19 protein-coding genes are annotated in these 19,355 nt (G+C 63.6%); 4 read left to right on the forward strand and 15 right to left on the reverse strand.

All coding sequences use genetic code 11. The annotated features are described in order from the left end of the window. Positions 1-8: 8 nt before the first annotated feature. The 3 genes from ACE3PH_RS06205 to ACE3PH_RS06215 all read right to left on the reverse strand — a co-directional run bounded on the left by ACE3PH_RS06205 (position 9) and on the right by ACE3PH_RS06215 (position 4,661). On the reverse strand, positions 9-1,673 hold the full coding sequence (locus ACE3PH_RS06205) for an AAA family ATPase (protein WP_374317126.1): 1,665 nt from the start codon (positions 1,671-1,673) through the stop codon (positions 9-11). Between the two features lie 41 nt (positions 1,674-1,714). Then, positions 1,715-3,670, reverse strand: coding sequence for a diguanylate cyclase domain-containing protein (locus ACE3PH_RS06210; protein ID WP_374317127.1), 1,956 nt, complete (start codon positions 3,668-3,670; stop codon positions 1,715-1,717). Positions 3,671-3,830: 160 nt separating this feature from the next. Beyond that, positions 3,831-4,661, reverse strand: a complete 831-nt coding sequence (locus ACE3PH_RS06215; protein ID WP_374317128.1) for a class III extradiol ring-cleavage dioxygenase — start codon at positions 4,659-4,661, stop codon at positions 3,831-3,833. A gap of 113 nt (positions 4,662-4,774) precedes the next feature. On the opposite strand from ACE3PH_RS06215, the gene ACE3PH_RS06220 reads away from it, so the two are divergent. From ACE3PH_RS06220 to ACE3PH_RS06230, 3 genes are read left to right on the forward strand one after another with little or no spacing between them, the layout of a single operon-like run. Then, a complete protein-coding gene (locus ACE3PH_RS06220; protein WP_374317129.1) occupies positions 4,775-5,677 on the forward strand; it encodes a LysR family transcriptional regulator in 903 nt (300 codons plus the stop codon). Between the two features lie 8 nt (positions 5,678-5,685). Further along, positions 5,686-6,252, forward strand: a complete 567-nt coding sequence (locus ACE3PH_RS06225) for a hypothetical protein (RefSeq protein WP_374317130.1) — start codon at positions 5,686-5,688, stop codon at positions 6,250-6,252. 5 nt (positions 6,253-6,257) lie between these two features. Beyond that, complete coding sequence (locus tag ACE3PH_RS06230; protein WP_374317131.1) at positions 6,258-6,953, forward strand: RNA ligase family protein; 696 nt, start codon at positions 6,258-6,260, stop codon at positions 6,951-6,953. Here the strand turns inward: ACE3PH_RS06230 and ACE3PH_RS06235 are convergent, their stop codons facing one another. Then, positions 6,954-9,581 (reverse strand): cation-translocating P-type ATPase, encoded by a 2,628-nt coding sequence (locus ACE3PH_RS06235; protein ID WP_374317132.1) that lies wholly within the window; start codon positions 9,579-9,581, stop codon positions 6,954-6,956. It abuts the gene before it with no gap. Positions 9,582-9,688: 107 nt separating this feature from the next. Here ACE3PH_RS06235 and ACE3PH_RS06240 point away from each other — a divergent pair, with 107 nt between their 5' ends. Next, positions 9,689-11,440, forward strand: coding sequence for a cation:proton antiporter (locus ACE3PH_RS06240; RefSeq protein WP_374317133.1), 1,752 nt, complete (start codon positions 9,689-9,691; stop codon positions 11,438-11,440). Here ACE3PH_RS06240 and ACE3PH_RS06245 read toward each other — a convergent pair. The 11 genes from ACE3PH_RS06245 to fdx form a co-directional block, all read right to left on the reverse strand. After that, positions 11,421-11,909: a hypothetical protein gene (locus ACE3PH_RS06245; RefSeq protein WP_374317134.1), complete on the reverse strand. Its 489-nt coding sequence runs from the start codon at positions 11,907-11,909 to the stop codon at positions 11,421-11,423. The two genes, ACE3PH_RS06240 and ACE3PH_RS06245, sit on opposite strands and share 20 nt — an antisense overlap. Continuing rightward, positions 11,903-12,226 (reverse strand): ferredoxin, encoded by a 324-nt coding sequence (locus ACE3PH_RS06250; RefSeq protein WP_374317135.1) that lies wholly within the window; start codon positions 12,224-12,226, stop codon positions 11,903-11,905. Before ACE3PH_RS06250 ends, ACE3PH_RS06245 begins: the two co-directional genes overlap by 7 nt. Before the next feature lie 49 nt (positions 12,227-12,275). Then, entirely contained in the window at positions 12,276-12,731 is a 456-nt protein-coding gene (locus tag ACE3PH_RS06255; protein ID WP_374317136.1) for a ferritin family protein, read from the reverse strand. 5 nt (positions 12,732-12,736) lie between these two features. Beyond that, a complete protein-coding gene (locus ACE3PH_RS06260) occupies positions 12,737-13,036 on the reverse strand; it encodes a ferredoxin family protein (protein WP_374317137.1) in 300 nt (99 codons plus the stop codon). Positions 13,037-13,074: 38 nt separating this feature from the next. Further along, positions 13,075-14,385 (reverse strand): FAD-dependent monooxygenase, encoded by a 1,311-nt coding sequence (locus ACE3PH_RS06265; protein ID WP_374317138.1) that lies wholly within the window; start codon positions 14,383-14,385, stop codon positions 13,075-13,077. A gap of 26 nt (positions 14,386-14,411) precedes the next feature. After that, entirely contained in the window at positions 14,412-15,509 is a 1,098-nt protein-coding gene (locus ACE3PH_RS06270; RefSeq protein WP_374317139.1) for an electron transfer flavoprotein subunit alpha/FixB family protein, read from the reverse strand. A 39-nt stretch (positions 15,510-15,548) separates the two neighbouring features. Then, entirely contained in the window at positions 15,549-16,397 is an 849-nt protein-coding gene (locus ACE3PH_RS06275) for a nitrogen fixation protein FixA (RefSeq protein ID WP_374317140.1), read from the reverse strand. Between the two features lie 43 nt (positions 16,398-16,440). Then, the gene (gene nifW, locus ACE3PH_RS06280) at positions 16,441-16,818 is read right to left on the reverse strand and encodes a nitrogenase stabilizing/protective protein NifW (protein ID WP_374317282.1); all 378 of its coding nucleotides are present in this window, start codon (positions 16,816-16,818) and stop codon (positions 16,441-16,443) included. Then, positions 16,818-17,648 carry a serine O-acetyltransferase gene (gene cysE / locus ACE3PH_RS06285; RefSeq protein WP_374317141.1) on the reverse strand — a complete coding sequence of 277 codons (831 nt, stop codon included), beginning with the start codon at positions 17,646-17,648 and terminating at the stop codon, positions 16,818-16,820. Before cysE ends, nifW begins: the two co-directional genes overlap by 1 nt. Further along, positions 17,645-18,781 (reverse strand): homocitrate synthase, encoded by a 1,137-nt coding sequence (gene nifV / locus ACE3PH_RS06290; protein ID WP_374317142.1) that lies wholly within the window; start codon positions 18,779-18,781, stop codon positions 17,645-17,647. The genes cysE and nifV overlap by 4 nt, the downstream gene beginning before the upstream one ends. A 229-nt stretch (positions 18,782-19,010) precedes the next feature. Then, the gene (gene fdx, locus ACE3PH_RS06295) at positions 19,011-19,349 is read right to left on the reverse strand and encodes an ISC system 2Fe-2S type ferredoxin (RefSeq protein WP_374317143.1); all 339 of its coding nucleotides are present in this window, start codon (positions 19,347-19,349) and stop codon (positions 19,011-19,013) included. Positions 19,350-19,355: the final 6 nt, after the last annotated feature.

Genomic DNA, 19,355 nt, shown 5'->3' on the forward strand with positions numbered 1-19,355 from the left:
TTTGACGCTCAGCGTGAAGAGGCCGGAGAGGTCGCCAACGAAGGCTCGTTGATACCGACGACGTGGTTCAGTGCCATGAAGGTGGTGGCGCCCACGACGCCATCGGGCTGCAACCCCTGGCTGACCTGGAAGTCGATCACCTGTCGCTGCATGGCTTGATCGTAGCGTTGCCCAGGCGTTGTCGGGCTGGTCGAGCCATGCACCTTGGCCAGCTGCGTGGCCAGCCAGTCTACAGATGGCCCGCTGTCACCCGGTGTGATCTTGTTTCGATAGCCGCTGGGGCTGCGCCACATGGTGGCGAACTCACCGCGCCACAGCAGCGACAGGGTGGCCAGTGTCACCTTTCTGGCTTCTCCGTTGACCAGCAAGGTGGCGTCAGCGCTGCTCAGACCGATCAGGATGGCGTAGCCAGACTGATGCGGACCTGCTTCGAGATACAGGATTGCCGGGCGATCCAGCTGGCGCAGCTGGCTGAGCCCCCCTCGGCTTTTGTAGCACTGGATACCCTTCGCCGCGGCACGTGCACACGGCGTGCCATGGCCGGCCTCCAGTTGCCAGAAATCGGCCAGGCTTTGCCAGGCCGCCTGCTCATCGGTCATCCAGGTGGCCTGGATTTGCGCTGCAGAAGCCGGGTGGGGGGACTGGTGTTGCGTAGACGCAGAGGCCGCCGTGATCGGATGACTGGCAGCCGGGGTTGCGGACGCGGTGGGGGCTGGCAGCGAGGAGGCTTCAGGTTGTCGTGTTGACACGATGGCGAGACCCGTCAACGCGGCAACCCCGGCGCCTGTCAGTGCGCCCCATGCCCAGGGCGACCACCGCGTGCCGGACCGGACAGGTGTGGCTGCAGGGCTGTCTTCGCCGAACACCTCTGCGGCAGCCTTGTCGACGATGCGCTCGTCCACCGTCGCCACCCCTTCGACAAAAGCCCCCAACAAGGCGCGGTCACACAGCAGGTTGATGCGCCGAGGTATGCCACGGGCCAGCTTGTGGATGCGGGTCACCGCCTTGGCGGTGAAGGGGAGTGCCCCTTTGAGACCAGCCACTGTGAGTCGGTGCTGGATGTACTGGCGGGTTTCTTCTGCAGACAGCGCATCCAGATGGAATCGGGCAATCACCCGTTGGGCCAACTGCTCGAGTTCGGGACGGGTGAGCATGCCCCGCAGCTCAGGCTGGCCGATCAGGATGATCTGCAGCAGCTTGCGTTCGCTGGTTTCCAGGTTGGTCAGCAGGCGCAGTTGCTCCAGCACGTCCGCAGAGAGGTTCTGCGCTTCGTCGATGATCAGGACGTTGTTCTGGCCGACCCCATGGGTCTTGAGCAGGAACTCGTTGAGCGGGTCGATGAAGTCCTTGATCGTGGCGGTGCCCTGGCCCTGGTGGGCACAGGGCACGTGGAATTCATCGCAGATCGACTTCAACAGCTCGGTGACGGTGAGCTTGGGGTTGAAGATGTAGGCCACGTTGCATCGGCGTGGAATCTGCTCCAGAAAGCAGCGGCAGACGGTGGTTTTGCCCGCACCGATTTCACCTGTGAGCAGCACAAAGCCGCCTCCGGCATTGACGCCGTAGAGCAGGTGGGCCAGGGCTTCCCGGTGCCGTTCGCTCATGAACAGGTACCGTGGATCGGGCGCGATCGAGAAGGGTTCCCGCTTGAGTCCGAAATAAGTGGCGTACATGCCGCAAGGATAACTGGCGCCGATGACGCCAGCGGTACGGATCAGCCCAGGTTCGCTTGTGCAGCGGTCGGTGCCGCCACATCGATATGGGGCTGAGGGCCCTGTTTGGCGCGGTACATGGCGATGTCAGCCTGCTTGGCCAGCTCGATTTCCTCCAGCCCGTGGTCAGGGAAGAGGGCGATACCGATGCTGCATGACACCTGCAGCGTGAGCTCGCCCACGACAAAGGGCGTCACCAGGGTGCGGTGGATCTTGCCGGCAACATGCCGGGCAATGTCGGGCCCATCGACCACCGGTAGCAGCACCACGAATTCGTCACCGCCAATTCGGGCCACGGTATCCGACTCTCTCAGCGTATGCTGGATGCGCTCTGCCGCCTGCACCAGCAGCTGGTCGCCGACTGCGTGCCCATAGGTGTCATTGACCGGCTTGAACTTGTTGAGGTCCAGGAACATCACGGCCAGCTTGCGTTGTTCCCGTTTGGCCGTTGCCAGTGCGCGGTTCAGCCGGTCGGAGAACAGTGCGCGGTTAGGCAGCCCGGTGAGCGGGTCGTGCTGGGCCATGTGGCGCATGCGGTCTTCAACCTGGCGGCGCTCCGACACGTCGCGGGTGACACCCAGTATCCCGATGATCTGGCCGGCGGCATTGTGCATGGGGGTGGTACGCACTTCGGTCCAGACAGCACCGCCACCCTTGCGGGTTTGTTCGATTTCACCTCGGAATTCCTCGACTGGCTGGTGGTTCCGGATGGCATCAAGCAGTTTGTCGATTTCCTTCTGGATGATGGCGGCAGACTCCGGTGCGGCTGTCTCGATCGGGCTGAGCTGCATCATTTCTTCAGGCAAGAAGCCACTGAGCTTCTGGATGGAAGGGCTGATGTAGGTGAAGTTCCCTTCGGTGTCCAGTGTCCAGATGACGTCGGATGCATGGTCGGCCAGCATGCGGTGACGCTCTTCGCTGTCTCGCAGGGCCTCGGCCGCATGGCGGCTGTTCGCCAGGGCTTTGGTGAGCCGGCGGTTGATGTGGTGGATGTAGAAGGCGATGCCGCTGACCACCAGCCCGAGACCCGCTACGACATAGGCCCATGTCAGGTCGGTCTGCGGGTTGGGATCGTAGATCATGTCATCGATCGGGAAATTGGTGGGCAGCAGGCCCAGTTCGGCATAGGTGTCGGCAATGTGGCGCCAACGGCCGGTGCTCATGTAGCCAATTTCAACCAGGTCGGGCATCAGCAGCGGAATGGTCTTGCGTGCCTCGTATTGCAAGGATTCCAGTGAGCGGCTCGCATCGTATTGATCGTGTATCAGCCGGGCGATTTCGTCGGCGTGATTGACGGCGTATTGCCAGCCCCGCAAGCTGGCCTCCCGGAACGCCTTGACCCGTTGCGGGTGCTGTCGCAGTTCCGCTTCGGTGGTGAACAGGTTGTCGCCGTAAAAATCGATGCCGGCGGAGCGGGGTGTGTAGACCTGATATCGGAAATGGACCTTGTCGAGGTAGTAGGCCTCGTTGGTGACGAAGGCCGAGATGGCATCGACCTTGCCATCCATCAGGTCTTGCGGGCTGTAGCTGTGAGGGATGCGCTGGAGCTGTTCCAGCCGGACACCCTCCCGGCGCAGGTAGGCCTCAAGCTCATCGGACTGTGGCTCAAGCATGATGCGCTTGCCGATCAGGTCGTGCACGCTCTGCGTGGCGCTGTCGTAGCGAGCCAGGATGACCATGGGCGAGTGCTGGAAGATGACGGCCAGCACCACCACAGGTTGACCGACTTGTCGCGCCAGCAAGAGGCTGCTGTTGCCTATGCCGTATTCGGCCTGGCCATTCAGCACATTGAGGACCGGGTGGGTCTCGGGGTGGGCCGGCACGATGTCGACGTCCAGCCCCGCTTCTTTGTAGTAACCCTTTTCCTTGGCAGCGTAGTACCCGGCGAACTGAAAGGCGTGGGTCCATTTCAGCTGCAGGGTGACCTTGTCGAGCTTGTCGGATGCCCAGCAGGGCATGGCGATGCAGCAGGCGATCCAGATCAGGGTCGCCTGCAGGAGTCCGCAGAAGGTGCTGGGAAATCGAGCTCGCACAGGTGGGGGCAACCGCTCCGATGGAATGACGCCATCTTAGCGATGCCCCTGGGCCTGTATACGGGGTACAGCCCGTTTTTTCGCGTCAATTCGTAGCTTCTGTGGCGCCGATCAAGGTCTTGACCGCATCTGGCACCGGGGCACCAAAGGCGTAGGCGTCCATGCACAGGGCACTGTCTTCGATGCCGCCAGGCAGCCTGGTTGTCAGAGCCGGATCGAGCCCGCCTGCACCCATGGCCACGAACAGCGGTTGCAGATGCTCGTCCATGGGGTGGGCGCGCTCGGCGAACGGGGCGCGTTCACGGTAGTCCAGCATTGCGGTCAGGTTCCCGGTCCGAATGGCCTCGTCCATCCAGCCTGAAAACGCTTCCACGTAGGCGTGAGGGGCACCGCCCGGACGGTAGTCGCGCAGGTTGTGTGTCATGCCACCCGAGCCAATGACCAGGTAGCCCTGTTCGCGCAAGGGCGCGAGGGCCTGGCCGAGCCGCAGGGCACCGGCAACACCCGCATCAGGGTTCAGCGACACCTGCAGCACCGGTACATCCGCCTGAGGGTAGAGGTGCATCAACACCACCCATGCACCGTGGTCCAGCCCCTGGTGGGGGTTGGCGCGGGCCGGGACGCCGCCGGACTGCAGGGCGTCGACCACCTCCTTGGCCATCACCGGCGACCCGGGCGCAGGGTATTGCAGGGTATAGAGCACCCTCGGGAAGCCGCCGAAGTCATGGATGGTGGGCGGGTGCAGGTGGGCGGTCACTTCGGTGTTCCAGTTGGCCCAGTGGGGCGACACGATCACCACGGCCTTGGGGCGTGCCAGGCTTTCACCGAGCTTGTGCAGCACAGGGCCGATGCGGCCAGGTTGCAGGGCAAAGGTGGGGGCGCCATGGGAAATGAACAGTGCAGGCAAGGTGGTCATGCTGATCTCCAGATGTGGCGAAAGCGCCAGCGTTGACCTCACTGTAGTGTTCATTTTTTGATTTATAAATAGGCCTCGGTGGTATTGTTTGTTCCGAATTTCAGGACAATGGCATGGACCGATTCAAGGAAATGGCCACACTGGTGGCCGTCGTGGACGCCGGCAGTTTCGTGCAGGCGGCCGAGCGGCTGCGTTCGTCCAAGGCAGCGGTGTCGCGCATCGTGGCCGATCTGGAGGGACGCCTGGGCGCACGGCTGCTGAACCGCACCACGCGTCGGTTGTCGCTCACCGAGGCGGGCCAGGCCTATGTCGAGCGCTGCCGGCAGATCCTCGACGAGGCGGATGAAGCCGATGGCCTGGCGGGCATGAGCACCAGCCGGGCGGTGGGGCTGCTGCGGGTGAATGCCCCCTATACCTTTGGCGTGGTGCACCTGGCGCCCTTGTGGGGGCCCTTCATGCAGATGCACCCTGATGTGACGCTGGACATCAGCCTGTCAGACCGGGTGGTGGACCTGGTGGAGGAAGGTTTTGACCTGGCCGTGCGGATTTCCGACATGCCGGACTCATCGCTGGTGACACGCCGCCTGGCGGGGTCGGCTGTGGTGATGTGCGCGGCGCCAGACTATCTGCATGAGCATGGCCACCCTCGCACGCTGGAAGACCTGGCGCATCACCACATCATTGCCTACAGCTACTGGCGCCAGGGTGACACCTGGAGCTTCGACTCCCCGCAGGGCCGACAGGCTGTGCTGACCCGCCCGCGGCTGCGCGCCAACAACGGTGACATCTGCCGGGCAGCGGCCCTGGCGGGGCAGGGCATCGTGCTGCAGCCGACCTTCCTGGTGGGGGAAGACATCCAGCAGGGCAGGCTGGTCAGGGTGCTGCCGGAACTGGTGGCGCCTGAACTGGGGGTGTATGCCGTGTATCCTTCTCGCAAGCACCTGTCGGCCAAGGTGCGGGCGCTGGTGGACTTTCTCTCCGATGCGTTTCGCGATTGCGCCGGCTGGCAGATCTGACGCAGTCCATGTCCATCCATCATCACCATCGCGAGTCCGCGGACGCTCCGGCCGAACCACCCTTTCCCATCACGTCCATCGTCGACACGAATGTGATCCTGGTGGCCAACGGGCAACACCCCGCCGTGACGCAGGCGTGTCGTGCTTGCTGCATCGCCTGGCTGCAGCGCATCATGAAAGAAGGCCGTGTGGCCCTTGACGACGCCTACCTCATCATGACCGAGTACCAGCACAAGACCCACACCAGCACCGGTGACGGGGTGGGTGACCAGTTCGTGCGGTGGGTACTGCACGAGTTTGACAACCCGGCCAGGGTGGATCAGGTGCGCATCGACCCTGACGAATGGAAAGGCTTTGCTGCCTTTCCTGCCGACCAGCGGCTGGTGTCGTTTGACCCGTCTGACCGCAAGTTTGTGGCGGTGTCGCGCTGCCATCCCGAACGCCCGCCCATCCTGCAGGCGGCTGATTCGAAATGGCTGGACTGGTCCGGCCCCTTGGCCGAGTACGGCGTCAACATCCTGTTCCTTTGTGGCAATGAACTGCAACAGTTCCATCAGCACAAATTCGGTATCTGAATCTCATGACTGACTTTTTCCGATTTCCTCACACGCCCCACATTGCCTGGCTGGCCGCAGGCACGCCGCGTGACGACAAGGTGCTGAGTCCCGAAGAGGGCGAGGCCCTGCTGGCGCATTCGGTCGTGGTGGAAGAAAAGCTTGACGGCGCCAATATGGGCATTTCCTTCGGGCCAGATGGTGTGTTGCGCGTGCAAAACCGCGGTCAGTACCTCAACAAGCCCTATGGTGGGCAGTTTGCCCGCCTGCAGGAATGGCTGGCCGTGCGCGAAGATACCTTCTTCGATGCCCTGGGTGACCAGCTGATCCTGTTTGGCGAGTGGTGTGCCGCACAGCACTCGCTGGATTACGACGGTTTGCCCGACTGGTTCATGGCCTTCGATGTCTATGACCGCCAAACCGAGCGCTTCTGGAGTACCCGCCGTCGCCACGAGCTGGCGCACAAGCTCGGGGTGCGCGAGGTGCCACGTGTCAGCCAGGGCGACACCACCTTGCCGGTGCTGATCGACTGGGTGAAGAGCCACCGCAGCCATTACCGCGAAGGCTCTCTGGAAGGTGTGGTGATCCGCTACGAAGATGAAGACTGGCTCTTGCAGCGAGCCAAGCTGGTCAGACCGGACTTCGTGCAGAGCATCGAAGAGCACTGGCGCAGCCGCGCTCTGCAGTGGAACCGGGTCATCTGGACTGAAGACCAGTCCTGATCAGGTGCGGCCTGAGCGCACGCGCCAGGCTTTTTCTGCTTCCGCGGCCAGCCAGACCAGCGCCGAGCAACCCACGCAGATCAGCAACTCGATGGCTGTCAACGGGGCCGTGTGAAAGAAGCCGTTGAAGGCGGGTACATAGATCGTCACCAGTTGCATCGCCATGCTCAGCGCCACGGCGCCGAGCAGGGGCAGGTTGCTGCGCAAGCCCAGTCTCCACAAGGGCTGGGTTTCGGATCGGATGCCCAGCAGGTGGGCCATCTGCGTGAAAGTGAGCGTGGTGAAGACCATGGTCTGCCAGTGTGCGTCGCCTGCATGCAGGGCCCAGGCCTGTACGCCCAGGCACAGCAGGCCGATCAGCAACCCCACCCAGACCGTGTGTTGCCACAGGCCATGGGCAAAGACGCTTTCGCCAGGCGGCCGGGGTGGGCGCCGCATGATGCCAGGTTCGGCCGGCTCGGTTGCCAGCGCGAGCCCAGGTAGGCCATCGGTGACCAGGTTGATCCACAGGATGTGGATGGGCAGCAGTGGCACCGGCAGACCCAGAAAGGGCGCCAGAAACAGCACCCAGATTTCGCCCGAGTTGCCGCTCATCGCGTAACGAATGAACTTGCGGATGTTGTCGAAGATACGCCGACCTTCGCGAACCGCTGCCACGATGGTGGCGAAATGGTCGTCCAGCAGCACCAGGCTGGCTGACTCGCGGGCCACGTCCGTGCCGTTGCGCCCCATGGCAATGCCGATGTCGGCTGCCTTCAACGCGGGGGCATCGTTGACGCCATCGCCCGTCATGGCCACGAACTCTCCCAGGGCTTGCAGCGCTGTGACGATGCGGATTTTCTGGGCCGGGTCCATGCGCGCGTAGACGGAGACCTGTTGCACGATCGCCTGCAGGCTTGCTTCGTCAAGCTGGGCCAGCTCTGCCCCAGTGATGACCTCGGGGCGGTCCGACGGGACTGATGGCGGTGCGATGCCCAGTTGGCGGGCAATGGCCAGGGCTGTGGCAGGGTGGTCCCCGGTGATCATCACGGGGCGGATACCGGCTTGCAGGCATTCTTGAACGGCCGCACGGGCTTCCGGGCGGGGCGGGTCCATCAGCCCGATGAGCCCTACGAGGGTGAGATCGCGCTCGAATTCGTCGGCAGACAAACCCGTCCAGGGTGTCTGCCCGGTGCGGCGGGCCACGGCCAGCACCCGCATGCCTTGCTCGGCCATGGACTGCGCGCGTGCCAGCATCGCATCAGGGCGCTCCAGTAGGGTCACGCCCTGTTCGTCGCAAATGGCTGTGCAGCGCGGCAGCACGGCTTCCGGTGCCCCTTTGGTCAGGGCCAGCCAGCCATCGCCCTGGCGGTGCAGGGTCGTCATGCGTTTGCGATCTGAGTCGAATGGCCATTCGCTCAGGCGCGGGTGCTGCGCCTGGTAGCCTGCCACATCCAGCCCGGCAGCCTGTGCCTGCTCCAGTAGCGCCGTTTCGGTGGGGTCGCCCAGCCAGCCCTGTGGCGTTGAGCGTGCGTCGTTGCACAGGGTGGCTGCCTGCCACAGCAGGGTACTGTCTGCGCCTTGGCTGTGGTGCGCGACCACCGCCATGCGGTTGAGTGTCAGGGTGCCGGTCTTGTCAGAGCAAATGGTGGTGACCGAGCCCAGCGTTTCGACCGCTGGCAGCTTGCGGATCAGGGCCTGCACCTGAACCAGTCGGCGCGCCCCCAGAGCCAGCAACACGGTGACCACGGCAGGCAATGCTTCGGGGATGGCGGCCACGGCCAGGCTGATGGCGGTGAGTGCCATCAGCAGCCAGGGCTCGCCACGCAGCAAGCCCAGCGCAAACACCACCACACAGATCAGCAGCACGGCCAGCGACAGCCGCTGACCGAATGCGGCCAGCCGGCGCTGCAGCGGGGTGGTGCGCTCCACGCTGTCTTGCAGCAGAGTGGCCACCTTGCCCAACTCGGTCTGCGAGCCGGTGGACACCACCAGCCCCACCGCCCGGCCATGGGTCACCAGCGTGCCTTTGAAACCGATGTTCAGGCGGTCGCCCAACGAGGTGGCCCCTGTCGGCAAGGCATGGGTGTGCTTCTCGACAGATACGGACTCACCGGTCAGGGCAGATTCATCGACACGCAATTGCGCCACGTGGTGCAAGCGCAGGTCGGCCGGGATGAAGTTGCCTGCCTCCACCAGCACGACATCGCCCGGCACCAACTGCGCGGCATCCACCACATGGGGTTGACCTTCGCGCCTGACCTGGGCCTGGGATGCAACCATGCGCTTGAGCATGTCCATGGCCTTGTCGGCCTGCCACTCCTGGGTGATGGCAATGGCGGCGTTGAGCACCACGATGACGAGTATGACCACCGTGTCCGTGACATCGCCCATCACCCCGGAGACCACCGCCGCCGCCAGCAGGATGACGATCATGAAGTCCTTGAACGGACTCAGCAGGCGGGACCACCAGCTTCGGGGCGGGGCTTCGCGCAACTTGTTGGGGCCATGTTGTTCGAGTCTCGCTTGGGCCTCCTCATGTGAGAGCCCCTGTTGAGGGTCCACGTGCAACATGGCCGCGACTTCCCCCGCCGTGATCTCGTGCGTCTTGACGTTCGGATCGAAGGGTGTCTTGATGGTCTCGGGCATGGCACAACACAAGGCGGCACTTGGCCTGCCTGAAGGGTCGATTCAGCGTGAACAGTACCATGTCGGGCCGCCGTCTTTGTGAATCCGATCACCGTCAGGATGCTTCCGTGGAAGACCAGCACAGTATTCCCTTTCTTCGAGAAACCATTCTGTTTTTGGCGCTGGCCGGGATCCTGATCCCGGTTCTGCAGCGCCTGCGTGTCAACCAGGTACTGGGGTTCCTGGCGGCAGGTCTGCTGCTGGGGCCTTTTGGGCTGGGGCTGTGGACTGACCAATGGCCGTGGCTGGAGACCTTCACCTTTCCGCAGCGAGAAGGTGTGTCGGTGCTGGCCGAGCTGGGCGTGCTGTTCCTGATGTTCATGATCGGCCTGGAGTTGTCGGCCGAGCGCTTGTGGGCCATGCGACGCTGGGTGTTCGGCATCGGTGGGCTGCAGGTGATCGTCAGCGCGGTGCTGATTGGCGGCCTGGCCCTGGGGTTCGGTCACCGCTGGGAGTCGGCCCTGGTGCTGGGGCTGGTGCTGTCGCTGTCGTCCACTGCGGTGGTGATGCAGTTGCTCACGCACACCCAGTCGCTGGGTACGCCGGTTGGGCAGGCCACGTTCTCGGTGCTGATGCTGCAGGATCTGGCCGTGGTGCCTGTGCTCATCCTCATTGGCGTGCTGGGTGCAGAGGGGGATGTCGACGTCTGGTCTTTGCTGGGGTCCTCGATCCTCAAGTCGGTGGCGGCGGTGCTGCTGATCATGGTGGTGGGCGGGCGTTTGATCAGGCCGCTGTTTCGAACGCTGGCCAAGCAGCGTCAACCCGAAGTGCTGATGGCGCTGACCTTGCTGGCCACGATGAGCATTGCCAGCATCACGGCCTATGCCGGCTTGTCGATGGCACTGGGGGCCTTCCTCGCAGGCCTGTTGTTGGCCGAAACCGAATACCGGCATGAAGTGGAGGTCACCATCGAGCCCTTCAAGGGGCTGCTCATGGGGCTGTTTTTCATGTCGGTGGGCATGGCCATTGACGCACGCGAGGTAATGCAGGCCCCCATGTGGCTGGCGCTGTCGGTGCTGGGGCTCATCTTGATCAAGGCTGCTGTGGTGGCCGTGCTGTTCCGGCTGGGGAGCTTGTCCTGGGGACAGGCGCTGGAAGGCGGCCTGTTGCTGGGGCAGGGGGGCGAATTTGCCTTCATCGTCGTGGCGGTGGCCGCCACGTCGGGCGTGCTCGATGGCGAGGCCGCGCAGTTCATGCTGCTGGTGGTCAGCCTGAGTTTGTTCGTGACCCCGCTGGTCGCCAGGCTGGGCCGGGATCTGGGGGCCATGCTGGACGCCCGAAAGGGGCCGGTGCTGGACATGGCAGATGACACATCCCGGGTGCCGGATGCCGTGGGCCATGTGGTGCTGGCGGGCTTCGGTCGGGTTGGCCGCTTGATTGCCGATGTGCTGGTGGACCAGAAGGTGAACTTCATTGCGCTGGAGCATCAGGCCGAGCGCGTGCACCGGATGCGGCGGCACTACCCGCAGCTGTTTGTCGGCAACGCCGCCCACGGGGCCCTGTTGCGCCATATCCATGTGGCGCAGGCGTCGGTGGTCGTGCTCACCATGGATCAGCCCCATGCCGCCTTGCAGGCGGTCAAGGCCGTGAGACAGGTGTCGGCCACCTTGCCCATTGTGGCCCGTTCACGTGACGAGTTGCATGCGAAGCAACTGCGCGAGGCCGGTGCCAGCATGGTGATTCCCGAGACGGTCGAGGCGGGTCTGCAGGTGTCGGCCTTTGTGCTGCAGGCACTGGGTGTGGCCGATGCCCAGGTGCATCAGGTTCTCGACCGGGAGCGTCAGGCGCGCATCACCGCGCTCAACGATCACTCCCTTTGAGCAAGGCGTCGATCACGCCGGCGCCTGTCCCCCCTTGGGGGTCCAGCTCCATCACCTTGTTCAGATACAGCCGCGCGGCATCAGGGTCCTGCTTGCGCATGCGGATGAAGGACAGCGCCTTGAGGGTGAAGAGCCAGAAGCGTGCCGGGCCGGGGGACTGGAAGTCCGCCATGTCGATGGTCACGCTTTGCCAATCGTCTGGCAGATGGGCTTGTTCGGCGGCCACTTCCAGCCCTTTGAGGGCGGCCAGTTCGGCTTGCTCGAAGTCGGCATGGCGGGCGTGGAACTTGTACAGCAGGTAATACAGGGAAGGGCACTCGGGCGCGCAGACCTGTGCGGTCCACAGCAGGGCCAGTGCCCGCTCCGGGTTGTCGGCCTGACGCGCCTCTTCTACCAGGCGCTTGACCTGCGGCGGCACATCGCCGCCGAACAGGTCTGTGGATGACTCGCCAGTGAGGATGTTCACCATGTCCCCGCAGAAGCGGCCAGACGGGTTACAACCTCACCGCCAATCAGATGCTTTTCGAAGATCTCGGGCACATCTTCAGGCTTGACGCGGCTGTAGAGCACGCTGTCGGGGAAGACCACGACGTTCACACCGCCGTCACAGGGGCCCAGGCAGCCGCTGTAGGTGATGCCGACCTGGTCGTAGGCCTGGCGGGCCTGCTGCTCCTTCCAGAAGGCCTGCAGCACGGCCTGGCCGCCTTGGGCGGCGCAGCAGCCACGCGGGTGTCCAGGCGGGCGTTGTTGGGCACAGACAAAGACACTGCGGTCAGGGCGGGACATGGGCAACTCCAGTACAGCAGGGGGCAACCCCCCATGGTTTCAAGTCGAATCAGGCAGCGAGCTTGCGCATCAGCTGTTCCAGCTCGGCCACGTGTTCGGCTTCTTCTGCGGCGAATTCCTTGGCCATGCGGCGCACCTCGGGGTCCGTGGTGGCGGCCACGATGGCGGCGTAGAACAGCTGGCTGCGCTCTTCACCATCCAGCGCCAGGCGCATGGCCGTGGGCACGTCGGTCAGACCGTCCATGCCTGCCCATGCGGCCTGTTCGGGGCTGACCCCATCGGGCCATTCCCATTCGTCGTCGGCCATCTTGGGCAGGTTGTGGAACCCGCCGCGGGCCATGGCGTCCTTCAGGTGCATGCGCGAGAATTCGGCCATGCGGCCAAAGAAGCTGGCGGCTTCCTTGTTGCCATAGGTGGTCATGGCGGCTTTCAGTTCCTCGTAACGCCGCGCGGCCTCGTATTCGAGCTGGATGGCGTGGGCGAGGAACACCTTGATGTCATTCATGAGGATCAACCAAACTTGAAGAGGATGCCGTGGCCGCCGCGCGGGTATTCCCATTCGACGTTGGCGTGTTCCGAGCAGATGATCCGGCAGCTGCCGCATTCCAGGCAGCCATCGGTGATCAGCGTCACGGCGCCGTTGCCTTCGGCCTTGTAGCAACTGGCCGGGCAGACGAAGGTGCAGCTGCGGTCCTTGCAGTCACTGCGGCAGACTTCGCTGTCCTTGATCTTGATGTGCGGGCGGCCGGCGTCCACCTTGTAGCGGTTCTGGAAGAGCTTCTCTTCCACATTGACTTGGATCGGCGTCATGGTGTGTGCTCCGTTTCAGTTCAGGGTGGAGAGGGCGCTCAGCGGAAAGCGCGCCACAGCTTGAAGGCGTCTCCGACCAGGCCGCTGAAGGAGCGGGTCTGGCGGAAGCTGGAGAAGATCTCCTTTTCCTTGGTCTTCTTGTCGATGTTGTCGACGGTGACCATGGTGCGGGCTGCCTTGTTGAGCAGTTCCGGGTAGGTCGTGAAGAAGTGCGGGTTCTCGTGGAAGACCTTGGGCATGTCGCGGTACTTCTTGAGGTCCTTCATCACGAAGCTCTCGTCAAGCGCCTTCTGATACGACTTCAGGGTGGACTCGACCAGCGGCTTGCCGGCGGCCTTGGCGGCGATCACGGTCTCACCGGCCAGGCGACCCGTGGTCATGGCCAGGTTCGAGCCTTCCCGGTGCACGGCGTTGACGAAGCCACCCGAGTCGCCCACGATCATCCAGCCATTGCCGTAGACCTTGGGCACGGCGAAGAAGCCGCCCTCGGGGATCAGGTGGGCGCAGTACTCCTTCATCTCGCCGCCTTCGATCAGCGGGGCGATGGAGGGGTGCTTCTTCATCGTTTCCAGCAGGGTGTAGGGCGAGGTGCGGTTCTCGTTCTTCTTGAAGTCGCCCAGCATGCAACCGATGCCGATGGTCAGCGAATCCTTGTTGGTGTAGAGGAATCCCGTGCCCATCATGCCGTCGGTGATCTTGCCCACCATCTCGATGACGACGCCTTCGTCTTCCTTGATGTTGAAGCGTTGCTGGATCACTTCTTCGGGCATGAAGAGGATTTCCTTGACGGCCAGGGCCACATTGTTGGCCTTGATCTCGCCGTGGAAGCCGGCCTTGCGGGCCAGCGTGCTGTTGACGCCATCGGCCAGCACCACGACGTCGGCATAGACGTCGCCCGCTTCACGGTCGCATTGCACGCCCACCACCTTGTCGCCATCCATGATGAGGTGCTGCACGGTGGTCTCGCAAATCACCAGGGCGCCGGCTTCACGCACTTTCGAGCTGAACCACTTGTCGAATTGCGCGCGGATGATGGTGTAGCGGTTGTAGGGCGGCTTGTTGTAGTCCTCGCTGCGGAAGTGGCTGCCGATGAAGGACGCATCGTCCAGCACCCACATGCGCTGCTCGATGATGTGACGCTCCAGCGGGGCATCTTCGCGGAAGTCGGGGATGATCCGCTCCAGCGCGTCGGCATACAGGATGGCGCCTTGCACGTTCTTCGAGCCCGGGTATTCGCCACGCTCGATCTGCAGCACCTTCAGGCCGGCCTTGGCCATGGTGTAGGCCGCGGCGTTGCCGGAAGGACCGGCGCCCACGACGATGGCATCGAAGTGTTGTTTCTGTTTCATGTGCTTCTCCTGTGAGGCGCAGCGGCTCAGGCCACCTTGCGGACGCGTTGATCCAGATGAGCCTGGAAGGCCTGGGTCAGGGCCGGCAGCACCTGCATGGCGTTGCCGACGATGCCGTAGTGGGCGAAGTCGAAGATCGGGGCATTGGGGTCGGTGTTGATGGCCACGATCACATCGGAGGCTTCCATGCCCACGCGGTGCTGGATGGCCCCGGAGATGCCTGCGGCGATGTAGAGCTTGGGACGCACGGTCTTGCCGGTCTGGCCCACCTGGCGGTCGGCGTCCACCCAGCCAGCCTGCACGCAAGGGCGTGTCGCGCCCACTTCGCCACCCAGCACGCGGGCCAGGTCAAACACCAGCTTGAAGTTGTCCGGGCTCTTGAGACCCTTGCCACCCGAGATGATCACGTCTGCATAAGGCAGGTTGATCTTGTTCGAGTTGGCGTCAGGGATGAAGTCCAGCAGCTTGGTGATGATGTTGGTTTCGATCAGACCCAGCGTGTCTTCCGATGTGGTGCCCGTGCGGCTGGCATCGGCGCGCGGCATGGCCATCACGCGGGGGCGGACCGTGGCCATCTGCGGGCGATAGGCCAGCGTCATGATCGTGCACAGCAGCGAGCCGCCGAAGGTGGGGCGGGTGGCTGCCAGGGCGCGGGTGTTGGGGTCGATGGCCAGTTCCGTGCAGTCGGCCGTCAGGCCCGTCAGCAAGGTGGTGGCCACCGAGCCAGCCAGGTCACGCCCTTGCGATGTGGCGCCCAGCAGCACGATTTCCGGTTTGTACTTGTTGACCAGGTCCGTCAGGCCCTTGGTGAAAGGCTCGTTGCGGTAGCCCTTGAGCACCGGGTCACGCATGAAGTAGACATGGTCGGCGCCGAAGCTGATGGCCTCCTTGGCGAAGTCATCCAGCTTTTCATCCGGACCGCCAAGCAGCACGCCGCACAGGGGCGAGCCGAGCTGGTCGGCCAGCTTGCGGCCTTCGCCAAGCAGCTCCCACGACACGCTGTGCGGGTGACCACGTTCATGTTCGATGAAGACCCATACGCCCTTGTAGGCCTTGAGCTCTTCAGACAGCTCCAGGTTGCGGCCGCGTCCGGCGGGCTTGAGGGCAGGCTTGGCGTCACTCATGATGATGCTCCGGGTAGGTGATGACAGCGGGGATGGGGTTCAGGCACTGAGCTTTTCAACCAGGTCTTCTTCCAGCGTCGGGTGGCGCGTGAAGATGGACTGGATGAGGTTCAGCGAGACGTCACGCAGCGACGAGGTCTCGACATTCAGCATCTCGGCCTTCTCGGCGCGAGGTGTCGGGCCGAACACGCGGCTCACGACGGTGGGCGAGCCCTTCAGGCCGATCTTGGTGAGGTCTTCGATGCCGGCGTCGTCCTTGTTCCACTTGCGCACCTGGTAGGCGGCGGCGTGGATCATCGACGGCATCGACGCAAAGCGCATCTCGTTGGTGTTCTCGAGCATCGTGATCAGGCAGGGCAGAGCCGTCTTGAGCACCTGCACGCCACCTTCACCACGGCGCTCCACCGAGATGGTGTTGGCTTCGAGGTCGGTCTCGGCAATGCGCGATACATAGGTCAGCAGATTCAGGCCCATGCGCTTGGCGATGCCGGGGCCGACCTGGGCGGTGTCGCCGTCGATGGTCTGCTTGCCGGTGAAAACAATGTCGACCTTCTGCTCGGAGTTCAGTTTGCGGATGGCAGCGGCCAGTGCGTAGGAGGTCGCCAGCGTGTCGGCACCGGCGAAGGCACGGTCGGTCACGAGCACGGCATCGTCGGCACCGAAGGACACGCACTTGCGCAGCGCTTCTTCAGCTTGAGGCGGGCCCATGCAGATCACCGTCACGCGACCGCCGAACTTGTCCTTCAGGCGCAGCGCCTCTTCCAGCGAGAACAGGTCATACGGGTTCACGATGGCCGGCACACCCTGCCGCATGATGGTGTTGGTGACGGGGTGCACGCGGATCTGGGCCGAGTCCGGTACCTGCTTGATGCAGACGACGATGTGCATGGTGTGCTCCTGCTGGTGAGGTCGATGCGGGCAAAAGGGGAAATCAGGCCGCGCCTGGGACGGCGGGGACGGTGAACTGGGGAACGACGCCACCTTGCGACGGCAGGGTCGAGCGCAGGCTCTGCATGGTCACGTGCTGATGGCCATCGGCTTCCTGGAAGACCTTGAAGACCTTTTCCTGGGCTGGGGTCGAGCGCACGAAGTCTGAATAGGCCTTGGCCAGCAGGTTGCGATAGAGTTGGTAGAGCGCCTGTTCGTCGTCCTCGGGCAAGGTCGGCTCAAGGCGGATGTACTGATAGAAGCGCTTGAGGATGTGCAGCCGGCTCACGTTCACCACAGCGAGCTCATAGGGCACGCCAAAGAAGGTGAGGAAGTCTTCGGCCGAAGACAGCGTTTGCAGTTTCTCGGTCAGGTCGTTCATCATGATGAAGCTCCGTGGCGGTGGCTGAACGTGGGTTGTGCGCAGGTGTCATCGCACGCGTGGCAGGCACCTTCGTCACTGGTGGTGACGGGGGAGCCCCCCTTGATGCTTTTGAGTTCTCGTTCGAGTTCGGCGATGCGGTCAAGCAGGCAGCCGATGGCCTTGCCGACCGGGTCGGGAATGAGGTGATGGTCCAGATCGATGGGCAGCCCCTTGGCCAGCGACTTGGCGCCTTTGCGTACCACCACCCTGCCAGGGATGCCGACCACGGTGGCGCTTTCGGGCACGTCTTCGATGACGACGGAGTTGGCGGCCACGCGGACGCGGTTGCCCAGCTTGATGGGCCCAAGAATCTTCGCGCCGGCACCAACCACCACACCGTCACCCAGCGTGGGGTGGCGTTTGCCTGCGCGCCAGGTGGTACCACCCAGGGTGACACCGTGATAGAGCGTCACGTCGTCGCCGATCTCGGCGGTTTCGCCGATCACGACACAGGCGCCGTGGTCAATGAAGAAGCGTCGTCCGATGGTGGCGGCGGGGTGGATGTCGATGTTGGTGACCAGCCGGGCCATGAATGACAGCCAGCGCGGCAGGTAACGCCAGCCACGTGCCCACAGCACGTTGGCGAGGCGGTACAGCGCCATCGCCTGTACCCCGGGGTAGATCGTCCAGACTTCGAAGCGCGAGCGGGCAGCGGGGTCGCGTTCGAGCACGCAGGCCACGTCCTCCTTGACCTTGGCCCACCAGGAGGGCCCGACGTCGGCTGTGGCAGAAACAGGGGTAGGGGTCATCGCAGCCATGGCCTGCAGTGCGGGGTCGTCGCGTTTCATGACGGCAACCCCATGGAGTGGGTTTCTTCAAGGAAGAAGCGCTGCAGCTCATCCGATGTGGGTGCCCGCTTCGTGTCGACGGCATGGGCACGGATGCGCTCCAGCAGCGATTGCACCTGTGGCTCCATCACGGGCAGCCCCAAGGCCTGGTACGCCACCTTCACAGCTCTGGAGCCGGAGTGCTTGCCCAGCACCGTGCGGCGCTGGCGGCCCACCTCTGCCGGGTCGAAGCCTTCGTAGGTGCTGGGATCCTTCAGCAGGCCATCCACATGGATGCCCGACTCGTGGGTGAAGACAGCCTCGCCGACGATGCTCTTGTTGGCAGCCACCGGCCGACCGGAGGCGCGCGCTACCAGCTGAGAGATGTTGCACAGCTCGGTGGTATGCACGCCGCAGTCCAGGCCATGCACATGGCGCAGGCCCATCACCACCTCTTCGAGTGGCGCATTGCCTGCGCGTTCGCCCAGACCATTGACGGTGGTGTTGGCATGCGTGGCGCCGGCGCGGATGGCAGCCAGGGTGTTCGCGGTAGCCAGCCCCAGGTCGTTGTGGGCGTGGATTTCGATGTCGATGTCGACGGCATGGCGTAACTTCAGAACAGCATCGAAGGTGCCAAATGGGTCCAGTACGCCGAGCGTGTCGGCAAAGCGGATGCGGCTGGCGCCACATTGCTGCGCCAGTCGGGCCACTTGCGCCAGGAAGGCCGGGTCGGCGCGCGAGGCGTCTTCCGCACCGACGGAAACCTGATGACCCGCGTCATGCACGGCGCTGACGAATTGTTCGACTTGCTCCAGCACCCAGCCCCGGCTGCGCTGCAGCTTGTGCTGGATGTGCACGTCGGACACCGGAATCGAGAGGTGCACGATGTCGATATCGCACTTGACCGCAGCCAGCACGTCGTTCTCGCACATGCGGCCCCAGACCATCAGCTTCAGGGGCAACTGCAGTGCAGCGATGCTGTTGATGGTGGCGATTTCCGCCTCGCCCATGGCTGGAATGCCAATTTCCATTTCCGGCACGCCGGCATCCGACAGGGCTTGCGCGATGGCACATTTTTCAGCCACCGTGAACGCCACACCTGCGGTCTGTTCACCGTCTCGCAATGTCGTGTCGTTGATGATCGGAGCTTGCATGGTGCGGGTCTCAATCAGTGGCGATGCCAGGGGTCTTGCAGGGTGAATTGCAAACGGTGTGCCACCCCTGTTTGTGTTGTGGGTATTTGTTTAATTTGTTGATTTGATTGGTTTTTATTGTCTTGCTGGCGCCAATGCAACAAGCCCCTCAACACCACTGGGCGTGGTCTTTGAGGGGCTTGTCGTGTTTGTGTCGTTTCCCACATCCAGCCTGGTGGCTGGATGGGTGTCAGTTGCGTTCGCGGGCGTGGTTGCGGCTGTGCTTGGGCAGCTCGATGGTGATGTCGCCATCCTTCAGATGCACGCAGCAGGCCAGGCGCGAGCTTGGTTCCAGACCCCAGGCGTTGTCGAGTTCGTCGTTTTCTTCGTCGTCCGGTTCGTCGACGGTGGACGCACCGGCACGCACATAGACGTGACAGGTGGCACAGGCGGCCACCATGTCACAGGCGTGTTCGATGGCGACGCCGTTTTTCAACAGGGCCTCGCACAGGGACGCGCCCTTGCGAACTTCAAATTGCTGGCCTTCGGGGCACAGCTCGGCATGGGGCAGGACCGTGACCGTTGGCATCGGCAA

This window comes from Aquabacterium sp. (genome assembly GCF_041909175.1).
Classification (GTDB): Bacteria; Pseudomonadota; Gammaproteobacteria; order Burkholderiales; family Burkholderiaceae_C; genus Aquabacterium.